We start from the raw sequence: 17,166 nt of genomic DNA on the forward strand, positions 1-17,166 counted from the left end.
ATGACAATCTGTTTTGCAGAGCCTTCAGACAAGAATGAGGTCATGGCCATCTGGAGCTACTGCTTTAGCGACCCAAAGGAGTACACAGACTACTACTTCAAATCCAGATATAAAACAGAAAACACTGTAATTGCAAAGGATTCTGACAGTATTGCATCGGCACTCCAGCTCAATCCATACAGGATATCTCTTGGCGGAAAACCGTATGATACTTCATATATAGTCGGAGTTTCTACGCTACCCCAGTACAGAGGCCTTGGAATAGTAAGAAAGCTGTTCACCTTTGCGTTTAATGAGCTTTTCAAGAGAGGCGAGCTTGTAAGTGTACTCATGCCAATTGACTACAGCATATACCGCAAATTTGGATATGAGGCGGTATGCGAACAGCACTTGTATGAACTCGATATAGATATGCTCTCAGGCTTTAAGCCTGTAAGGCGATTCAGAATGGCCGGCAGAACAAAAGAGGAATTAATTGAGCTTTCGGACATATATGCAAGCTTCACAAGCGGAAAAAACCTTTTCACATTAAGAGACGCCTCATACTATGAGATGCTGCTTGATGAAGTTTCGCTTGATAAGGGCGGTATTGTGCTTTCAGACGGCGGCTCAGGCCCTGACGGCTACATGGTCTATGCAATAGAAGGCGATTCGATGATGATTCGCGAAATAGCCTACAACACTATAGATGCCCTGAAATCTATGCTGGGCTATGCATATTCGCACAAGACGCAAGTCAGTAAAGTGATTGTGCAGACATTCAAAGACGACTACATCTATCGGCTGCTTCCAAACATAAGAAACATAAAGCTCAACCTGAAACCGTTCCTGATGGGGAGAGTAATAAATCTGAAGGGATATCTCGAGTCCATTCACTCTGACAAGCCGTTTGTCACTTTTGTTTTAGAGGTTCGAGACGAAATGCTCCCTGTCAACAGCGGACGCTTTAAAGTAAGCCGTGAGCCGGACGGATATATCAGGATTGAAGAGGCATATCCCGAGGAAGCTGCTGATGCAAGCATGGATATAACGGCCCTCTCTCAACTTGCCTTTGGATACATTAGCCCGCAAGAGCTTTGTTTCATGAATAAAATCAAATGCTCTGATATAAGCACTCTTGATTCACTGAGCTGCATATTCAGCGTTGGAGTAAACTATTTTAACGAGTACGTATAGACTACATAAACAATTATATAGCTAACCCTTACATACAAAAAATCCAGCGTCTATATGCTGGATTTTTTGTATGCCGTTATAAATTATTATTAGTCCTCTTCAAAAAGTGAAAGCATTTTTGCGTTTTTCTTGGCATTCATTGCAATTTCATCGACTATGTTCCTATAGCTCTCGTTCTGGTTCGCGAATTTCTTGAGCTGTTCTATGCTTTTTTCAAGCTCGTGGATGTTGTCGCGAAATATCCTCTTTTTCTCTTCCCTGTAGTTCATGAATATCCCTCCCAAAATCACCCTTTTGTCTTTATTTTTCTACCCTGTATATTCATTATTATTCACAGTATAAATAAGTCTTTATTTTAAAAAGATTCGCAATTTTCTGCTGGTTTTTTTTGTTCATCGAACTCCTACTGTAAAGCCAAAAATGTAATATCTGGCTTTTGTATCCCCTTGTTGTTTTTAGATTTGTTATATGGGTATTACCTAAATAGAATTATTTTTGATGAAAAGAGACAAAATTGACTGGGGGAGGGAATAGCCTATGGATTACCATGAATCTTTAGATGTACTCGATGAAAAAACCATGAATATTTCAAGGGCAATAAACAGTCTCAAGGAAGAACTTGAAGCTGTCAACTGGTACAATCAGAGGGTCGCAGCAACAAATGACGAAACCCTAAAAGCAATATTGGCCCACAACAGGGACGAAGAGATAGAACATGCCTGCATGGCTCTTGAATGGCTGAGAAGAAACATGCCTAAGTGGGATGAGGAGCTTAGGACATATCTTTTTACCACTGAAGACGTCACTTCTGTTGAGGGAAACGCATCAGCATCAGGCGACAGCTCACTCAAAATTGGAAGCCTTAAGTAGGCATTTAGGATAAGGGAGGGATAACTGTATGGATATATTAAAAAGAGAGCTTGCACCTATAATAAATGAGGTTTGGGAAGAGATAGACAAGAGAGCCGCAGATGTTATGAAAAGCTATCTTTCTGCGAGGAAAGTAGTCAACATTCAAGGCCCTATGGGTTGGAACTACTCTGCCGTACCTGAGGGAAGACTTGAAGTCAAGGATGACAAAAGTGAAGTGAAAATGGGAGTATACAAGGTCAAGCCTCTTGTTGAGGCGAGGATAGATTTCGAGCTTGACAGGTGGGAGCTCGATAACTTCATAAGAGGCGCCAAGGATATTGATTTTACGGCCCTTGAAGAGGCAGCCAAGAAAATGGCGCTATTCGAAGAAAACGCCATTTTCCAAGGACTCGAAGCTGCCGGCATTGAAGGCATATTGAACGGGGCAAACACTCCTACCGTGGCTCTAACAGATGACGAGGATGAAATACTCGAAGCCATATCAAAAGCAGCCGTAATGCTTCAGGACGCCTACGTTCAAAAGCCTTACACACTTGTTGTAGGAGAAAAGGCCTGGAACATGATAAACTCTAAATCAGAAGGCTATCCCCTTGTCAAAAGAGTGGAAAACCTTATAGGCGGAAAAATAGTATTCAGCCATGTTATAGAAGATGCACTGCTGCTTCCGTATGACAGTGAAAATCTTGAAATGACAATAGGCCGCGACCTATCCATAGGCTACTGCGAGCATGATACAAAGAAGGTTAAGCTGTTCATAGGCGAATCTTTCACCTTCAGGGTGCTTGACCCTAGGGTGATAGTGAGATTTAAGCTGGTTTAGCCTTAAAGCTATACAAAAGAAGTATGAGCATATAAGATAAAGTGCGTATTCTTTCAACAAGATACGCACTTTTTTTAAGTAGCTCTACTATTTATATGCCAAAGTCAAGCTTGCTCATCTGCTTTTCTCGCTCTTCCTTGCTAATCTCGTGGGCATATATCTTCATAGTTATATCGGGAGAAGCGTGGCCTAGTATTCCTGAGAGCGTAGGTATGCTCATGCCGCTTTTTACAGCGTAGCTGGCGAAATTGTGCCTTAGGTTGTGCGGAGTTATTTTCTTTGATATGCCAGCTTTTTTTACGAGTGATGCAATTATTATCTCAATTGTCTTGGGGTTGATGTGGCCGTCCTTTTCTTTTGTGCGTTTATTCCTGTGCTCTGAGCCGAATATGTAACTGGTGTTCATGCTGTAGCCCCTGCCCTCGAATTCGCTTATAAGCTCACGAAAGTCCATGAGCTCATATCGGATTTCCTTCCTCAGCGGAACTACCCGCGTCTTATTCCCCTTGCCCGTCACGGTTATCTCATTGGTCCTTGTGTTTACATCGCTCCACCTGAGGCATGCGAGCTCCGAACGCCTCATTCCCGTAAAAATCAGCATTACCAGGAGCAGTCTGTTCCTCACCTTGTGGTAAATATTATATCCTGCTGCCTCTGATATATCGCAGTTTGCAGCCTCGAGGAGCCCTTCTATCTCGAAGGGTTCGAGCACCTCCTTTGTCTTGCTGTTGTCCCTTCTGAGAAGCTTTATGTTTCTTGAAAAGCTCTCTTCTATGTATCCCCTGTCTGAAAGGTAGTTTACAAAGCTTTTAATGATGTTCCTTCTTGTGTTTATTGTGTTTGTAGAATAGCCCGGATTTACAGAGTCTATGTACTCAAAGACGGTCTCCTTGAAATTAAAATCACTGCTTCCCTTGTGGATGCGCACGTGCTTTATAAAGCTTCCAAGAGAGGACGAGTAGTTTGTGATTGTATGCTTTGATTTCTTTTCCGAGGCTAGCATTTTTATGAACTTTTCAGCGGTACTTTCCAGAATTGCCAGATTCATTTTTTCACCTCTTTGCGCATGACGTATCCCATGTGCCGAATATTGTATCTACATAATTATATTATGGTTGACTTATTCGATTTTCCTCCAAAAATTGTGTACATCTGATGAATCATGCTAAAATATGGCATAAATACGAAATTCCTATAATTAAATATTATAGGAATTTCGCTTGTTTTGCAATATAAGCCTTGTTTTATTGTCACCCCATAGCAGTGTTTGCATGAAGCTTATCCCTTCCATGTGCCGAGCCAATGCTTTACGCTATTGTTTTCTTATAATTTCCGACTGTTTTGCCATGTTGGTTATATTTTTATCTTTTTTTGCCACCAGATTAGCTCTGCTTAAAGCATCTATTGCAGTAATGGCACCATTATTGTTTCTCCGGGAATTAGGTTTGCTCCATCCATGTCATTTAGCTCCTGTATCTGGCATATGTAATCTCTTATATCGGTGTCCTCACTCATGTTTTTCTGAGCTATATCCCACAATGTGTCACCTTCCATAACTACTATTTGTCTTATTTCGATATCTCCAATGTCCTGCTTGCCCTGCGCAAATATATTGAACACATTCACAGTAAGTGACAGTAATAGTATTATGTACACCAGCATCCTTTTCATCTAATCGACCTCCCTTTATAGAACCTATGTTCTATAAACATAATAACAGAACATCTGTTCCCGGTCAAGCATAAAAGAACATTAGTTTGTATTTGCCCCCAAAAGGTGGTATACTCAATATGAACAGATGTTTCATTCCAATCAGAAAGGGGCTAAAAGCATGTATTCCGATCTGTCAAAAAAGCAAATTGACATAATGAATTTTATAAAAGCGCAAGTAGCAAAGCACGGATATCCTCCTTCAGTAAGGGAGATATGCGCTGCTGTAAATCTTAAATCCACATCTACAGTGCACAGCCATCTTAGCAAGCTTGAGGAGAAAGGCTACATAAAAAAAGACCCAAGCAAGCCAAGGGCCATTGGTGTAATGCCCGACGAGCTTGAAACAATAATCGAAAAGGATGTAGTCGGCGTTCCTGTAATCGGAAAGGTTACTGCAGGAGAGCCCATACTCGCAATAGAAAATATTGAAGACTATGTTACGCTCCCTCAAAGCTTCATACACGGTAACGACAATTTTATACTTAAGGTAAAGGGTAGCTCAATGGTAGAGGCCGGCATCATGGACGGCGATTATATCATAGTGAAGAAACAAGCTACTGCTCAAAATGGTGAAATTGTGGTTGCTCTTCTCGACGACAACACTGCAACCGTCAAAAGGTTCTACAAGGAAACAAACAGAATAAGGCTCCAGCCTGAGAACTCCTCAATGGAACCGATATACGCACAAAACGTTGCTATTGTAGGCATAGTAAAGGGACTTTTCAGAAAATATTTCAAATAAACACAAAAAGGCTGTTTCTCGGAGCATGTAGTTCACTACTCGAGAAACAGCCTTTAGCTTTCCTATCTTCAATTGTGTATGTTTTTAAAACTGGTTCTTTTTATATGCATAGTAGAGCTCTTTGAGCTCTGAAATCTTTTCGCTCATCTCAACCTGAAGTTCGGACGCCTGATCGTAATTTTTTTCCTCAAGCTCTTTTCTTATCCTTGTGAAAAGCGAATCAGTATCCATGCTGCCCTTCATAAGATACCATCTCATCGTGTTAATCTTGTTCCACATTACAACATCCAGGTCAGATATGTCTCCCTCAGTGTGAACCTTCTTACACTCTCTTACTATGTCCATGTTGTTAGGTATTATCCTGCCAAGAAGCTCGTTCGCCCATCTTTGGATGGCAGTGTATCTAAACGAGATGACTGTTTTTTCGCTAAACACTCCGTTATGGTAGAGAGCTTTTCTCTTTTCTCCGCCGCTCTTGCATGAAACTATGTTCTCCCATACCGTCCTTGGTGGGACACCAAAAAGCCTGTTTCGCTCTTCCTGGGAGAGCTCATAAACATCTTCCTCGCTTCTGTACTGTCTGTTCTTTTCGAGGTAGAAGCCCTCATCACCGTAATTCTTTGAAAGCTCTGCCTCAAGTTCGGCTAATGTCGCTTTTTTATCGAAAACTGCCCTTATCCCGTCTATCATGCCCTGAAGGCATGCTGATATTACAAGGTGCGTGTTGGAATGAGGATTCGGCGCCCTTAGCTCAAATCTTGTAGCCATAGGATTGTCAAAATCCTTTATAAGGCCTATAAGTATTGATCTGTTCCTCGACGGTTCTTCTTTGCTTCTTCCAAGCGATGTGACTATGCATACAGGAGCCTCAAAGCCCGGCTTAAGCCTGTTGAGCGCATCATTCGTTGAAGATACGAAGGGATTTATAACCTCATAGTTTTTAAGGATTCCCATGAGAGCTCCATATCCTAAGCTTGTCATATACTCGCTTTTCATATCCTTCGGCGAGAAAAGATTTACAAATTTGCCTGTCTTAAGCTTTGCTGCTATACCCAAATGGGTATGCTTTCCGCTGCCTGCTACTCCTTCGTTTGGCTTGGCGTCAAATGTCACCTCGAGACCGCAGAAGTTGAAAATATCCTCAATCAGATCTCTTACAAAGATATCGTTGTCAGCAGCCTGCATAGCCTCGCTGTATTTCCAGTCTATCTCCAATTGCTCCATGAAATGGCCTTCTTTTCCAAGGCCTATTCTTCGCCTTACTCCTCCGACTTCTTTGTGGCCCATTTCCGGCTCAAAACCATACTTGCCCATGAACCAAATTGTTCTTTCCAGGGCAGTTCTAACCTCACCCTTTGTCCTCTTCCAGTACTGCTCCTTGAGACTTTGAGAAATTGACAGCTGCTCCTCGTCTACTATGTCTGCAGGTGTGTTAACCCAGAATTCCATTTCGGTAGCTGAAGTTATTATTACATCGTCTATATCTTCAAATGATGCTATTCCAACCTCCTCAAGAAAATGAGGATTTTCCTTTATAATTTCAACAACTTCACCCTTGAAGTTGTCTATCGCTCTTCTGAGTATGTCCCTGGAGCCGACCTTCTCTTTTCCGTGCTTAAGAAAAGAAGGTATCCTAAGCGTGCCAACAGGCTTGTAATTTGCAGTGTTGATGTTGTCAAAATTGTAGTCAACATACCAATTTACATTCTTGTCCGGCAGTATCATTACTTTTGCATCATTAAGGCTGGCAATCTCCGGCAGATATACGCTTGAGCCGTCTGTTTGTATTCCGGCATTCAGAAATTCTGAAATATCCTCAAGAAAAAGCTCCATTGGAATCTTTTCATCGGTTTCCTGACCGCCAAGATCTACGCCGGCCAGAGATATAAATTCCACTTCAGGATGTGAAAGCAGTGCATTTCTAATGCTTTCCTCGTCATGCTGGTCCTTTGGAATGCAGTATAATAGGCTTGAATAGATATCTTCATTTACATGTCTCAACATAATGTCCCCCCACGAGAATCTTTTATTTTGTGAAATTTTAATTTATCGTTCGCGGCTTATAGTTCGTATTTTGTCGAATTATATTCATTTTAATTGGAGTATAGTTGGTATTTCATGATGGAATAATTATATCGCAACATGCTTTTTTTGTAAAGGTTCGCCTGCAAAAAATAAGCGAATGCTTCTTATTTTTGTGAATTCTCAGAACTCTTTAGCATGCTCGAGCAAGCCATCATGGCTCCAAGCTTTGAGTGTTCGTATGTTAAACCGCCCTGAAAGTATACTGCATATGGCGGCTTTATTGGAGCGTCTGCGCTAAGCTCTATCGATGATCCCTGTACGAATGCTCCTGCAGCCATTATTACCTTTGAATCATAGCCCGGCATATCCCACGGCTCTGGAGATACGAACGAATCTACAGGTGCTGCCTCTTGAATTCCCTTGCAGAAGGATACGACTTCACTTTCGTCTTTAAGCCTTATCGATTGTATGATGTCACTTCTTTGCTCCCCTGATTTTGGCAGGACCTCATAGCCCATATTTTCGAACAGCTTTGCGCAAAATATCGCTCCCTTGATGGCCTGTGAAACGACATGGGGGGCCAGGAAGAGTCCCTGCAGCACTGTCCTTGTAGTCCCGAAGGTAAGGCCGCATTCCTTGCCTATTCCCGGACATGTAAGTCTGTAGGATATGTCTTCTACCAGGTCCTTTCTCCCTACTATGTACCCTCCTGTAAGTGCCAGTCCTCCTCCCGGATTTTTTATCAGAGAACCCGCCATAATGTCCGCCCCAACATCCGTTGGCTCGAGCTCTTCAAGAAATTCTCCATAGCAGTTGTCCACCATGATTACAATGTCCTGCTTGACGCTCCTTACAGCTTCGCATATTTCCCTTATGTCCTCTATGCTAAGCGATCTCCTCCAGCTGTAGCCCTTGGACCTTTGTATGTATGCCATTCTTGTTTTTTCATTTATTGCAGCCTTTATAGCTTCAATATCGCTACATCCGTCTTGGAGCAGGTCTATCTGCCTGTAAGTAATTCCAAGCTCGCTTAAAGAACCCCTTGTCTTCTTGATTCCTATTACGCCTTCAAGCGTATCATATGGCTTTCCAGTGCATGAAAGCATCTCATCACCAGGCCTTAATGTGCCAAAGAGACAAAGCGACAGCGCATGAGTGCCGTTTACGATGTTGGGCCTTACTATAGCGTCTTCAGTGTTGAAGACATACGAATAAATTTCCTCAGTCTTGCTTCTTCCCACATCTCCGTAGCCGTACCCTGTAGCCCATGAAAAGTGGGTGTCGCTCAGTTTCGCCCTTTGCATGGCTGAAAGCACCTTGTACTGATTAAACTCGCATATTTCCTCTATCCTGGCGAATTCTTCCTTTATGCTCGCCTCAGCTTCTCTTGCCATTTCAAGTATGTTTTCTTCTATGCCGTAAGCTTTGCTTAGCATTTCTTTTATATGTGTATTCAATACTTATCACCTTTCCGTTTCAATTTGCCTTGAATAAGCATAACAATTGAAATTTTATCACAAAAAAAATAAAAAAACCACGATTTGAATCGCGGTTTCTAAAATTCCTATTCTGCCTGAGCGTTTGAATTACTTACCAGGTTGATTGCCTGAGAAGGTATTATAGTTGATATGGCGTGCTTGTATATCATTTGCTGCTTGCCGTCAGTTTCCAAAATGACTATGTAGCTGTCAAAACCCTTTACCATTCCCTTTAGCTGCACTCCATTCACAAGGAAAATTGTGATTATGATTTTTTCCTTTCTGGCCTGGTTTAAAAAATAGTCCTGCAGATTAATTGCGCTGTTTTTCAATATAATCCCTCCTAATGATTGAGCTGGGCGTCGGGCCCCTTATTTTTCCAATATATCTTCAATGTAGTCAATTGCAAAATTCAAAAGTGAGCTGTGGTCTTCAAATTCACCAACATCAATCCACTTGGCAAAATCATATCTCCTAAACCATGTCAGCTGTCTCTTGGCATATCTTCTGCTGCCCATTTTTATCTGTTCTACAGCCTCATCCAGCGTGCACAGTCCTTCCAGATAATTTATAATTTCTTTATACCCTATTCCCTTCATTGAAACCATATTTTTATCGCAGCCGCTTGCCATGAGCCTGTTTACTTCTTCAAGCAGTCCCGCATCCATCATCATATCTACCCTCATATTTATCAGCTCATATAGCTTTTTCCTGTCCCTGCTGAGCACTATAAGGATTGGCAAATATTCATCTCTGAGCTTGGGAGCCGAGGCAAAGTCCTTCTTGCCTTCACCTGTTTCATAGAATATCTCGAGCGCTCTTATGACCCTCTTGACATTGTTTGGATGTATGCCGGCAGCACCTTCCGGTGAAAGCTCAATTAGCCTTGAATAAAGGCTCTCTGCGCCGTGCTCCTGTGCATAGTCAGCCAATTCCTTTCTCAAATCCTCGTTCGAGCTTGAACCGGAAAAATCCATGTCATACATTATGGAATTAATGTAGAGGCCTGTTCCGCCTACTATGACAGGAATTTTGCCCTCGTTGCTTATCTTTTCAATGTAGCCGCATGCAAGCCTGCTGTATTCAGCCACAGAGAAATCTTCCCAGGGCTCTATCTCGTCTATCAGGTAGTGCCTTATGTTCTGCATCTCCTCTTGTGTGGGCTTGGCCGTCCCTATGTCCATTTGCTTGTAAACCTGCATGGAATCCGCAGATATTATGCTTGTGCCAAAATGTTTTGCAATCTCTATCGAAAGCCTTGTTTTACCGACTGCTGTAGGGCCTGCTATTATAATAACAGGTATCTTTTGCATTTTTTCCTCCTTAATTATACCACTATTCTCATCATTATGGCTAAATTATGCGCTTGAACATTTTTTCGATTTCATTCTGGCTTATTTCAACTATAACAGGCCTTCCGTGAGGGCATGTGTAAGGATTCTCGCATTGCGAAAGCTCGTCGAGCAGCTTTGCCACAGCAATCTCACTTAACCTGTCATTGGCCTTAACTGCCGCCTTGCATGCAGCTTGCGCTATTTCGGCTTTTCTTAGCTCATATGAGCTGCCTATATCTCCTAGTGCTTCAATAAGCTCAATTGCGAATTTTTCCGATTCCGGCTTGCCGAACATGTTGGGCACTGCTCGAATTATCACGGCGTTGCTTCCGAATGCCTCTGCTTCAAAACCAAATCCTTCAAGGCACTCCATATTCTCTTCGAGCAGCAGCATGTCGGAATTTGAAAACTCCATTATTATTGGCTCCATCAGAATCTGGCTTGATATGGCATGTGCTTCAAACTGCTCCATGTATTTTTCGTAAAGTATCCTCTCATGGGCAGCATGCTGGTCTATTAGAAAAAGTGATGTGCCTCGCTGTGCTACAATGTATGTTTTCAGGAAAACTCCTATTGGCATCAGGTCCGCTATAGCCTTGGAGCTTTTGCGTCCGTCTTCTGCATCTTTACATGACGGGGCAATTTTGCATGCAGCGTCATTTGCCTTCACGGCTTCTGCCGTTAAAGGAGGGAGTTCTCTAACAATCGCGACTTCGCATGGATTCAAATAGTTCTCTGTCTCATTTACAATCGGCATATCCCCTATATTTTCAGTAGCCGGCCTATCAGCTGCGTTGCTCAAAAATATATCTGTAGTGTTCATGCTCTCAACATAGCTTGCTATATCAATTGGTTCCTCTGTCGCAACATGCAGTGAACCATCGCATCCGCCCAAAGCGCTTTTGCTGATTTTGTACTCGGGTATGAGCTCCTCGCCCCTGAGCGCTCCTATTATGCCCTCCCTGATGCATTCTGACAGCTCGGCATCGTTTGTAAACTTCACCTCTAGCTTGGTTGGGTGTATGTTGACATCCACCATGTCTGGCCGTATATCTATGTTTATAAAACACATAGCATGCTTTCCTATGGGCAGCAGCTCTTTGTATGCGCTTTGTATGCACTCGCCGAGCAGACTCGAGCGTACTGACCTGCCGTTTACATAGAAGTACTGACAGCTTCTGCTGCTCCTGTAAGCCGAGTTGTTTGAGACATATCCGCTAACCCTGCAGCCTTCACACTCCCTATCCAGCTCGATAAGGCTCGCCATGACATCTTTGCCGTGGACAGCCCTTATGGCGCTTAGGATGTTTCCATCTCCCGGCGTAATGAGCATCCTTTTGCCGTTGCTTGTATATTCAAATCTTACAGCCGGATGTCCTACTGCTATCCTGTCGATTATTTCGGTTATCGAAACGAGCTCCGCCCTGTCGGATTTCAGGAATTTCTTTCTGGCGGGCACGTTCTGGAATATATCCTTGACTATTATGGTGGTCCCTTCAGATGTTGCCACCTCTTCCCTGCTTATTAACCTGCCGAACTCATATGAGAGTTTTAGTCCGGTCTGGCAGTATGCTGTCTTGGTTATTATGTCAAGTCTGGAAACTGCCACTATGCTTGCTAGCGCCTCTCCTCGAAAGCCAAGCGAGTGGATATTTTCAAGGTCCTCCACCTGTGATATCTTGCTTGTCGCGTGCCTTAGAAAAGCAGACTCCGCATCCTGCGGATCTATGCCGTGTCCGTCGTCTGTTATCCTGATATAATCCTTGCCCGAATTGACAATTTCAACGATTACCCTCTTGGCGCCCGCATCGAGTGAGTTTTCGACAAGCTCTTTTACAACCGCTGCCGGCCTTTCCACGACCTCGCCCGCGGCTATCTTGTTTATTGTGCTGCAATCCAGCAGCTTTATCTTGTTATTCAAGTTTATCATCCCCAAGCATTCTGGCCTCGTTTTGAATTCTGTAGAGGCAGTTCATGGCATCAATAGGTGTCATTTTCATAATGTCTATAGCTGTGATTTCCCTCAGCAGCGCCTCTTTTTTGTAGCTGAAAAGATCCAGCTGTGCATCATGCACTTTTTCAGGTTTCTTTGCAGGCTTCTGTTGTCCAGCTGTTATGCTGCTCTTGTTGTGGGATATTTTGCTCTCCTCCAGGCTGGCCAGTATGCTGCTTGACTTTTCAATGACTTCTGCAGGCAGCTTTGCAAGCTTAGCAACGTGTATTCCGTAGCTCTTGTCAGTGCCTCCAGGAACAATCTTCCTCATGAAGATAACGTCTTCGCCGTCTTCCTTTACAGCTACCGAGAAATTCTGTACCCTTTCAAGCTCTGATTCAAGCTCTGTGAGCTCGTGGTAGTGTGTGGCAAATAGTGTCTTGCAGCGTACGTTGCTGTGGATGTAGTCGACTATTGCCCATGCCAGGCTCAGCCCGTCGTACGTGCTTGTACCGCGGCCAATCTCATCAAGCACCACCAGACTGTCCTTAGTGGCGTTGCTGAGTATATGGGCCACCTCGGACATTTCTACCATGAATGTGCTCTGGCCCTGCGAGAGGTCGTCACTTGCACCGACCCTTGTATATATCCTGTCAAGCAATGGTATTTTCGCCTTTTGTGCAGGAACAAACGAGCCCATATGAGCCATAAGGCAAATTAGCGCCGTCTGTCTCATGTATGTCGATTTTCCTGCCATATTAGGGCCTGTTATTATGTTTATGTCCTTATCATTAGACTGTCTTATGTCGTTTGGAATAAAGTTTTCATTTCCTATCATCTTTTCTATGACAGGGTGTCTTCCGTTTTCAATCTCCAGAAGGCCTTCCTTGTTGAATTCGGGTCTTGCATAGCCGTTGTCATGCGCTACGATGGCAAGCGAATTGAGCGCATCGAGCTGCGCGAGTAGCCTGGCTGTAGCCTGAAGCCTTCCAATGCTTTCGTAAATCTTGTTTCGCACTTCTACAAAAATTTCATATTCGATGCTCTTAATCTTGTCCTGGGCTGTGAGTATTTTTTCCTCTGCGAGCTTGAGCTCCTGTGTTATGAATCTTTCGGAGTTGCTGAGAGTCTGCTTTCTCATGTAGCCTTCCGGCACTTCAAGCTGGCGAAGGTTAGTCTTTGTTATGTCGATGTAGTATCCGAATACCTTGTTGTAGCCAATCTTGAGGGACTTTATTCCAGTAGCCTCTCTCTCCTTTTCCTCGATAGAGCGTATGAGCCTTGCGCCGTTTTGGGTTAGCTCGCGCAACTCGGCTACCCTTGGGTCGTATGAGCTTTTGATTATGTTGCCTTCCTTTAAAGAGTATGACGGCTCGTCAAGTATGGCAGCTTCTATTGCATCATGTATGTCACCAAGCTCGTCTATTCCTCCTGAAAGCTCCTTTAGCCTTTCACAGCTTGACTTGGCAAGCAGCCTCTTGATTGCGGGTATTTTTGAAAGTGAGAGCTTCAGGTTTATAAGTTCCTTGGGATTTACCTTTTCGAAGGCAATCTTGCCGCAGAGCCTTTCTATGTCATATATTCCCCTGAGCTCAGCAGCTATATCCTCACGCAGCGAAAAATCACCATAGAGCTCTCCGACAAGCTCGAGCCTGCTGTCTATCTTCTCAACAGAAAGAAGCGGCTCATCCACCCATTTTTTCAGGAGTCTTCCGCCCATGCTAGTCCTTGTCTTGTCGAGTATGTGAAGCAAAGAGCCTTTTTTTGAATTGCCCATTATTGTCTGCGTGAGCTCCAGATTTCTTCTTGTGAAACTGTCAAGCTTCATGTAGTCGCTGCTGCTGTAGGTGTTTATGTTGCTTATGTTGGCGGCTATATGGTTCTGAGTCGACCCTATATACGAAAGCAGCCCGATAAGGCTTTTGCTCATAGGCTCGCTCAGCCCCCTGCTCTCGATATACACTCGGCTGAAGTATTTTAAAAGCAGCTCCTCCTCGTTCAGGAAATGCTCTCTTGAGTTATCGTTTATATAAGCACCGCAAAGCTGTGGGTGCTTCTTGAAAAATGAAGTGCATGTCTCGCAGCTGTATATTATTTCGCTTGGCTGCACTTTAATAATCTCGTCCTGCAGCTCGCCGGCGCCTATATGTGTGCAGCTGAGCTCACCTACAGTGATATCCACATATGAGATTCCAAAATCTCCGCTGTGCTCGTCTCTGTATATGGCCATAAGGTAGTTGCTTTTCTTTGTATCAAGATAGCTCTCGTCAAGCACAGTCCCCGGCGAAACTATCCTTGCTACTTCCCTTCTTACAATGCCCTTTGTTGCGGAGGGGTCCTCCATCTGTTCGCATATGGCAACCTTAAGTCCGCTTTGTATTAATTTTGCTATATAGGCGTCGGCAGCATGGTAAGGGACCCCGCACATTGGTGCCCGCTCTTCAAGGCCGCAGCTTTTCCCCGTCAGCGCTATTTCGAGAATAGCCGCAGCTATTTCGGCATCCTCAAAAAACATTTCATAAAAGTCGCCGAGCCTGAAAAACAGTATGCAGTCCTTGTGCTGTTCCTTTATCTCCATGTACTGTCTCATCATGGGTGTGAGCTTGTCTATCACGCAGTTCCCTCCCTAAATATGGTGCATGCGAAAGAAGGCACTCTGTAAGAGTGCCGGCATCTATAATACTATTCCGTTAAGAGAAAATGTCTTCGGATCGTCAATCCTAACATTTACAAGCTTTCCTACAAGCTCTTCAGAGCCCTCGAAATTGACTAGCTTGCTTTGAGGTGTCCTGCCCATTAGTCTGGTCTTGTCAGTCTTGCTCGGCCCCTCAACTAGAACCTCTACAGTCTCTCCTCTGTATGTTTCGTTTATCTGGGCGCTTATATCGTTGACTAGTGACATGAGACGCTCAAGCCTCTCATGCTTAATGCCCTCGTCTATCTGGTCCGGCATTTCCGCTGCTGGAGTTCCGCTTCTTTTTGAATATATGAACGTAAACGCAGAATCGTATCTGACCTGCCTTAAAACGTCGAGCGTATCCTGGAAATCTTCCTCAGTCTCACCCGGGAATCCGACTATTATATCTGTTGTGAACGCAATGTCGGGTATCTCTTTTCTTATTTTAGCAACAAGCTCCAGATACTGCTCTTTTGTATAGTGCCTGTTCATCTTACTCAGCACCCTGCTGCTGCCTGACTGCACGGGAAGATGCAGATAATTGCACACCTTGTCGCAGTCTCTGATAGCATATATTAGTTCGTCGCTAAGATCCTTAGGATGCGAAGTCATGAATCTTATGCGCTCTATACCATCTATTTCATTTACATCTCTTATAAGCTGAGCAAATGAGTACTCCATCTCAAGAGTCTTGCCGTATGAGTTTACATTCTGCCCAAGAAGGGTTACCTCCTTGACGCCATCCTTTGCCAGCATTTCTATTTCAGAGATTATGTCCTGGGGCTTTCTGCTTCTTTCCCTTCCTCTTGTATACGGAACAATGCAGTAGGTGCAGAAATTGTTGCAACCGTATGTTATGTTTACATACGCCTTTGTGTCAAACTTCCTTATGCTTCTTAGACCTTCTACAACCTGCCCGTCTATGTTCCATACGTCTACGATTGTTTTTTCACTTCCGTATGATTCGTATATGAACTCAGGCAGCTTGTGATAATTGTGCGTTCCAAACACCGCATCCACATGCCTGTGGCTTTTTTTTATTTCATCTATTACGTGCTGCTGCTGCATCATACAGCCGCAGACCATTATCTTCACGTCCGGTTTTATCCTCTTTATGCTCTTCATGTGACCAAGCTTTCCGTAAACCTTGAGCTCTGCGTTTTCACGCACTGCGCATGTGTTGAATATTACTATGTCGGCTTCCTTTATATTGTCCGACGGAGCATACCCCATCTGTGAAAGCATGAAATTCATTTTTTCCGAATCATGCTCATTCATCTGACATCCGTAGGTTATAGTGAGATGTTTTTTATGTCTACCAGTATTCCCATACTGTTCGTCGTTTATTTTTCTTACTTCTCTTATATAATATTCCTGCTTTTCAAGCTCTTCCACAGATATCTCAACTTGCTTTCTTTCTCCCAAAACAAATGCCTCCTCGTTCAATTTCGATAGATAAGATTATACCATATCAGAGTATTTTTATGGAATGTTTTCGGCATTTTAAGGTCGCAATCATCATTCACACAACCCCTTGTTTTGGTATAATGGAGTTGTTCGTCACTATCAAAGGAGGTTTATATGAAGAGCACAACATTTCACATTTCACGCACAGATGGCAAGGTAGATAATGGCCAGCTAAAATTTCAAATTGATTTGCTTCCTGCATATGCAATTGAATATAGTATGCTATATATCGAAGGAATACTCTACTCAGATAATTATCACAAGATATCAAGAAGTTATATTACTGTTGACATCGATATAGATAGTATTTTTCCGAAAAATCATGAGTATAAGCTTATGCTTATTATTTATTATTTTGGTATTCGAGACTATTCTTTTTTATTCCCACATATAAAGAAAAAGAATCCAGAGCTAGCCAAGCGAATAGGCTACTTTTATGAAGAAGCTGAGAAAAGCTTTGATTCAGGAGCATGGCTTTCATACTCGTTGATGTGTGCTGCTATTTTTGAAGGGATACTATTTTCAAAACACAACATAAAAAGTGGCTTTAATGACCTTATCGAAGATGCTTTCAAAAATGGCTCTATAGACCTTTCCACTCGAGAAACAATGCATATTGCTAGAAACAACAGGAATTTGGTTCACTCCAATAAATACAATGATAAATTAGTCCAAAGAATAGACGCCATGGATATGAGAACTACTATGGACAGGCTCATTAAAGATTTCCCATACTAATACTTTACATTCAAAAACCCAAGCATTCTTATTATCTGATTGCTACTTTTATGAAATGTTATTTCGGGTATGTTTCAGATTTTGTGTAAACGCTAAAAACTGATGCAGTTTTATTGTATAAGTTAAGGGATAGGTGCTTAAAACAAGCATCTGTCCCTTAAATGCATTATACACCCAATTTTGGGCGAGT

General features: G+C 43.0%; 15 protein-coding genes. 5 read left to right on the forward strand and 10 right to left on the reverse strand.

Annotated features, from left to right (window positions below; all coding sequences use genetic code 11):
• Positions 1 to 1,176: a GNAT family N-acetyltransferase gene (locus GT589_RS05690; RefSeq protein ID WP_293397304.1), complete on the forward strand. Its 1,176-nt coding sequence runs from the start codon at positions 1 to 3 to the stop codon at positions 1,174 to 1,176.
• Positions 1,177 to 1,265: 89 nt separating this feature from the next.
• Here GT589_RS05690 and GT589_RS05695 read toward each other — a convergent pair whose 3' ends face one another.
• A complete protein-coding gene (locus GT589_RS05695) occupies positions 1,266 to 1,445 on the reverse strand; it encodes a hypothetical protein (RefSeq protein WP_293397307.1) in 180 nt (59 codons plus the stop codon).
• 268 nt (positions 1,446 to 1,713) lie between these two features.
• Between GT589_RS05695 and GT589_RS05700 the strand changes: the two genes are divergently transcribed.
• Together GT589_RS05700 and GT589_RS05705 are read left to right on the forward strand one after the other, a co-directional pair.
• A complete protein-coding gene (locus tag GT589_RS05700) occupies positions 1,714 to 2,046 on the forward strand; it encodes a ferritin-like domain-containing protein (RefSeq protein ID WP_293397309.1) in 333 nt (110 codons plus the stop codon).
• A 28-nt stretch (positions 2,047 to 2,074) separates the two neighbouring features.
• Positions 2,075 to 2,869 carry a family 1 encapsulin nanocompartment shell protein gene (locus tag GT589_RS05705; RefSeq protein WP_293397312.1) on the forward strand — a complete coding sequence of 265 codons (795 nt, stop codon included), beginning with the start codon at positions 2,075 to 2,077 and terminating at the stop codon, positions 2,867 to 2,869.
• A 91-nt stretch (positions 2,870 to 2,960) separates the two neighbouring features.
• Here GT589_RS05705 and GT589_RS05710 read toward each other — a convergent pair whose 3' ends face one another.
• A complete protein-coding gene (locus tag GT589_RS05710; protein ID WP_293397314.1) occupies positions 2,961 to 3,917 on the reverse strand; it encodes a tyrosine-type recombinase/integrase in 957 nt (318 codons plus the stop codon).
• A gap of 353 nt (positions 3,918 to 4,270) precedes the next feature.
• Positions 4,271 to 4,540 carry a LysM peptidoglycan-binding domain-containing protein gene (locus GT589_RS05715; RefSeq protein ID WP_293397316.1) on the reverse strand — a complete coding sequence of 90 codons (270 nt, stop codon included), beginning with the start codon at positions 4,538 to 4,540 and terminating at the stop codon, positions 4,271 to 4,273.
• 160 nt (positions 4,541 to 4,700) lie between these two features.
• On the opposite strand from GT589_RS05715, the gene lexA reads away from it, so the two are divergent.
• A complete protein-coding gene (lexA, locus tag GT589_RS05720; protein WP_293397318.1) occupies positions 4,701 to 5,324 on the forward strand; it encodes a transcriptional repressor LexA in 624 nt (207 codons plus the stop codon).
• An 84-nt stretch (positions 5,325 to 5,408) separates the two neighbouring features.
• Here the strand turns inward: lexA and GT589_RS05725 are convergent, their stop codons facing one another.
• The 7 genes from GT589_RS05725 to miaB form a co-directional block, all read right to left on the reverse strand.
• On the reverse strand, positions 5,409 to 7,328 hold the full coding sequence (locus GT589_RS05725) for a glutamine synthetase (protein WP_293397320.1): 1,920 nt from the start codon (positions 7,326 to 7,328) through the stop codon (positions 5,409 to 5,411).
• Positions 7,329 to 7,513: 185 nt separating this feature from the next.
• Positions 7,514 to 8,785, reverse strand: a complete 1,272-nt coding sequence (locus tag GT589_RS05730) for a methionine gamma-lyase family protein (RefSeq protein WP_293397323.1) — start codon at positions 8,783 to 8,785, stop codon at positions 7,514 to 7,516.
• A 128-nt stretch (positions 8,786 to 8,913) separates the two neighbouring features.
• Positions 8,914 to 9,159 (reverse strand): RNA chaperone Hfq, encoded by a 246-nt coding sequence (gene hfq, locus GT589_RS05735; protein ID WP_330582864.1) that lies wholly within the window; start codon positions 9,157 to 9,159, stop codon positions 8,914 to 8,916.
• Positions 9,160 to 9,198: 39 nt separating this feature from the next.
• A complete protein-coding gene (gene miaA / locus GT589_RS05740) occupies positions 9,199 to 10,140 on the reverse strand; it encodes a tRNA (adenosine(37)-N6)-dimethylallyltransferase MiaA (RefSeq protein ID WP_442952080.1) in 942 nt (313 codons plus the stop codon).
• A 40-nt stretch (positions 10,141 to 10,180) separates the two neighbouring features.
• Complete coding sequence (gene mutL, locus GT589_RS05745; RefSeq protein ID WP_293397326.1) at positions 10,181 to 12,082, reverse strand: DNA mismatch repair endonuclease MutL; 1,902 nt, start codon at positions 12,080 to 12,082, stop codon at positions 10,181 to 10,183.
• Positions 12,075 to 14,708 (reverse strand): DNA mismatch repair protein MutS, encoded by a 2,634-nt coding sequence (gene mutS / locus GT589_RS05750; protein WP_330582865.1) that lies wholly within the window; start codon positions 14,706 to 14,708, stop codon positions 12,075 to 12,077. The genes mutL and mutS overlap by 8 nt, the downstream gene beginning before the upstream one ends.
• A gap of 60 nt (positions 14,709 to 14,768) precedes the next feature.
• Positions 14,769 to 16,196 carry a tRNA (N6-isopentenyl adenosine(37)-C2)-methylthiotransferase MiaB gene (gene miaB / locus GT589_RS05755; protein ID WP_293397329.1) on the reverse strand — a complete coding sequence of 476 codons (1,428 nt, stop codon included), beginning with the start codon at positions 16,194 to 16,196 and terminating at the stop codon, positions 14,769 to 14,771.
• 156 nt (positions 16,197 to 16,352) lie between these two features.
• Here miaB and GT589_RS05760 point away from each other — a divergent pair, with 156 nt between their 5' ends.
• The gene (locus GT589_RS05760) at positions 16,353 to 16,976 is read left to right on the forward strand and encodes a hypothetical protein (protein ID WP_293397333.1); all 624 of its coding nucleotides are present in this window, start codon (positions 16,353 to 16,355) and stop codon (positions 16,974 to 16,976) included.
• Positions 16,977 to 17,166: the final 190 nt, after the last annotated feature.

The organism is Peptoclostridium sp. (genome assembly GCF_009881055.1).
Classification (GTDB): domain Bacteria; phylum Bacillota; class Clostridia; order Peptostreptococcales; family Peptostreptococcaceae; genus Peptoclostridium_A.

Coding starts and splice junctions, on each gene's coding strand:
- GT589_RS05725 (WP_293397320.1), bottom strand. CDS start 7,328: ATGTTGAGACATGTAAATGAAGATATCTATTCAAGCCTATTATACTGC.
- miaA (WP_442952080.1), bottom strand. CDS start 10,140: ATGCAAAAGATACCTGTTATTATAATAGCAGGCCCTACAGCAGTCGGT.
- lexA (WP_293397318.1), top strand. CDS start 4,701: ATGTATTCCGATCTGTCAAAAAAGCAAATTGACATAATGAATTTTATA.
- GT589_RS05690 (WP_293397304.1), top strand. CDS start 1: ATGACAATCTGTTTTGCAGAGCCTTCAGACAAGAATGAGGTCATGGCC.
- GT589_RS05760 (WP_293397333.1), top strand. CDS start 16,353: ATGAAGAGCACAACATTTCACATTTCACGCACAGATGGCAAGGTAGAT.
- GT589_RS05700 (WP_293397309.1), top strand. CDS start 1,714: ATGGATTACCATGAATCTTTAGATGTACTCGATGAAAAAACCATGAAT.
- GT589_RS05710 (WP_293397314.1), bottom strand. CDS start 3,917: ATGAATCTGGCAATTCTGGAAAGTACCGCTGAAAAGTTCATAAAAATG.
- GT589_RS05730 (WP_293397323.1), bottom strand. CDS start 8,785: ATGCTAAGCAAAGCTTACGGCATAGAAGAAAACATACTTGAAATGGCA.
- GT589_RS05715 (WP_293397316.1), bottom strand. CDS start 4,540: ATGAAAAGGATGCTGGTGTACATAATACTATTACTGTCACTTACTGTG.
- GT589_RS05695 (WP_293397307.1), bottom strand. CDS start 1,445: ATGAACTACAGGGAAGAGAAAAAGAGGATATTTCGCGACAACATCCAC.
- GT589_RS05705 (WP_293397312.1), top strand. CDS start 2,075: ATGGATATATTAAAAAGAGAGCTTGCACCTATAATAAATGAGGTTTGG.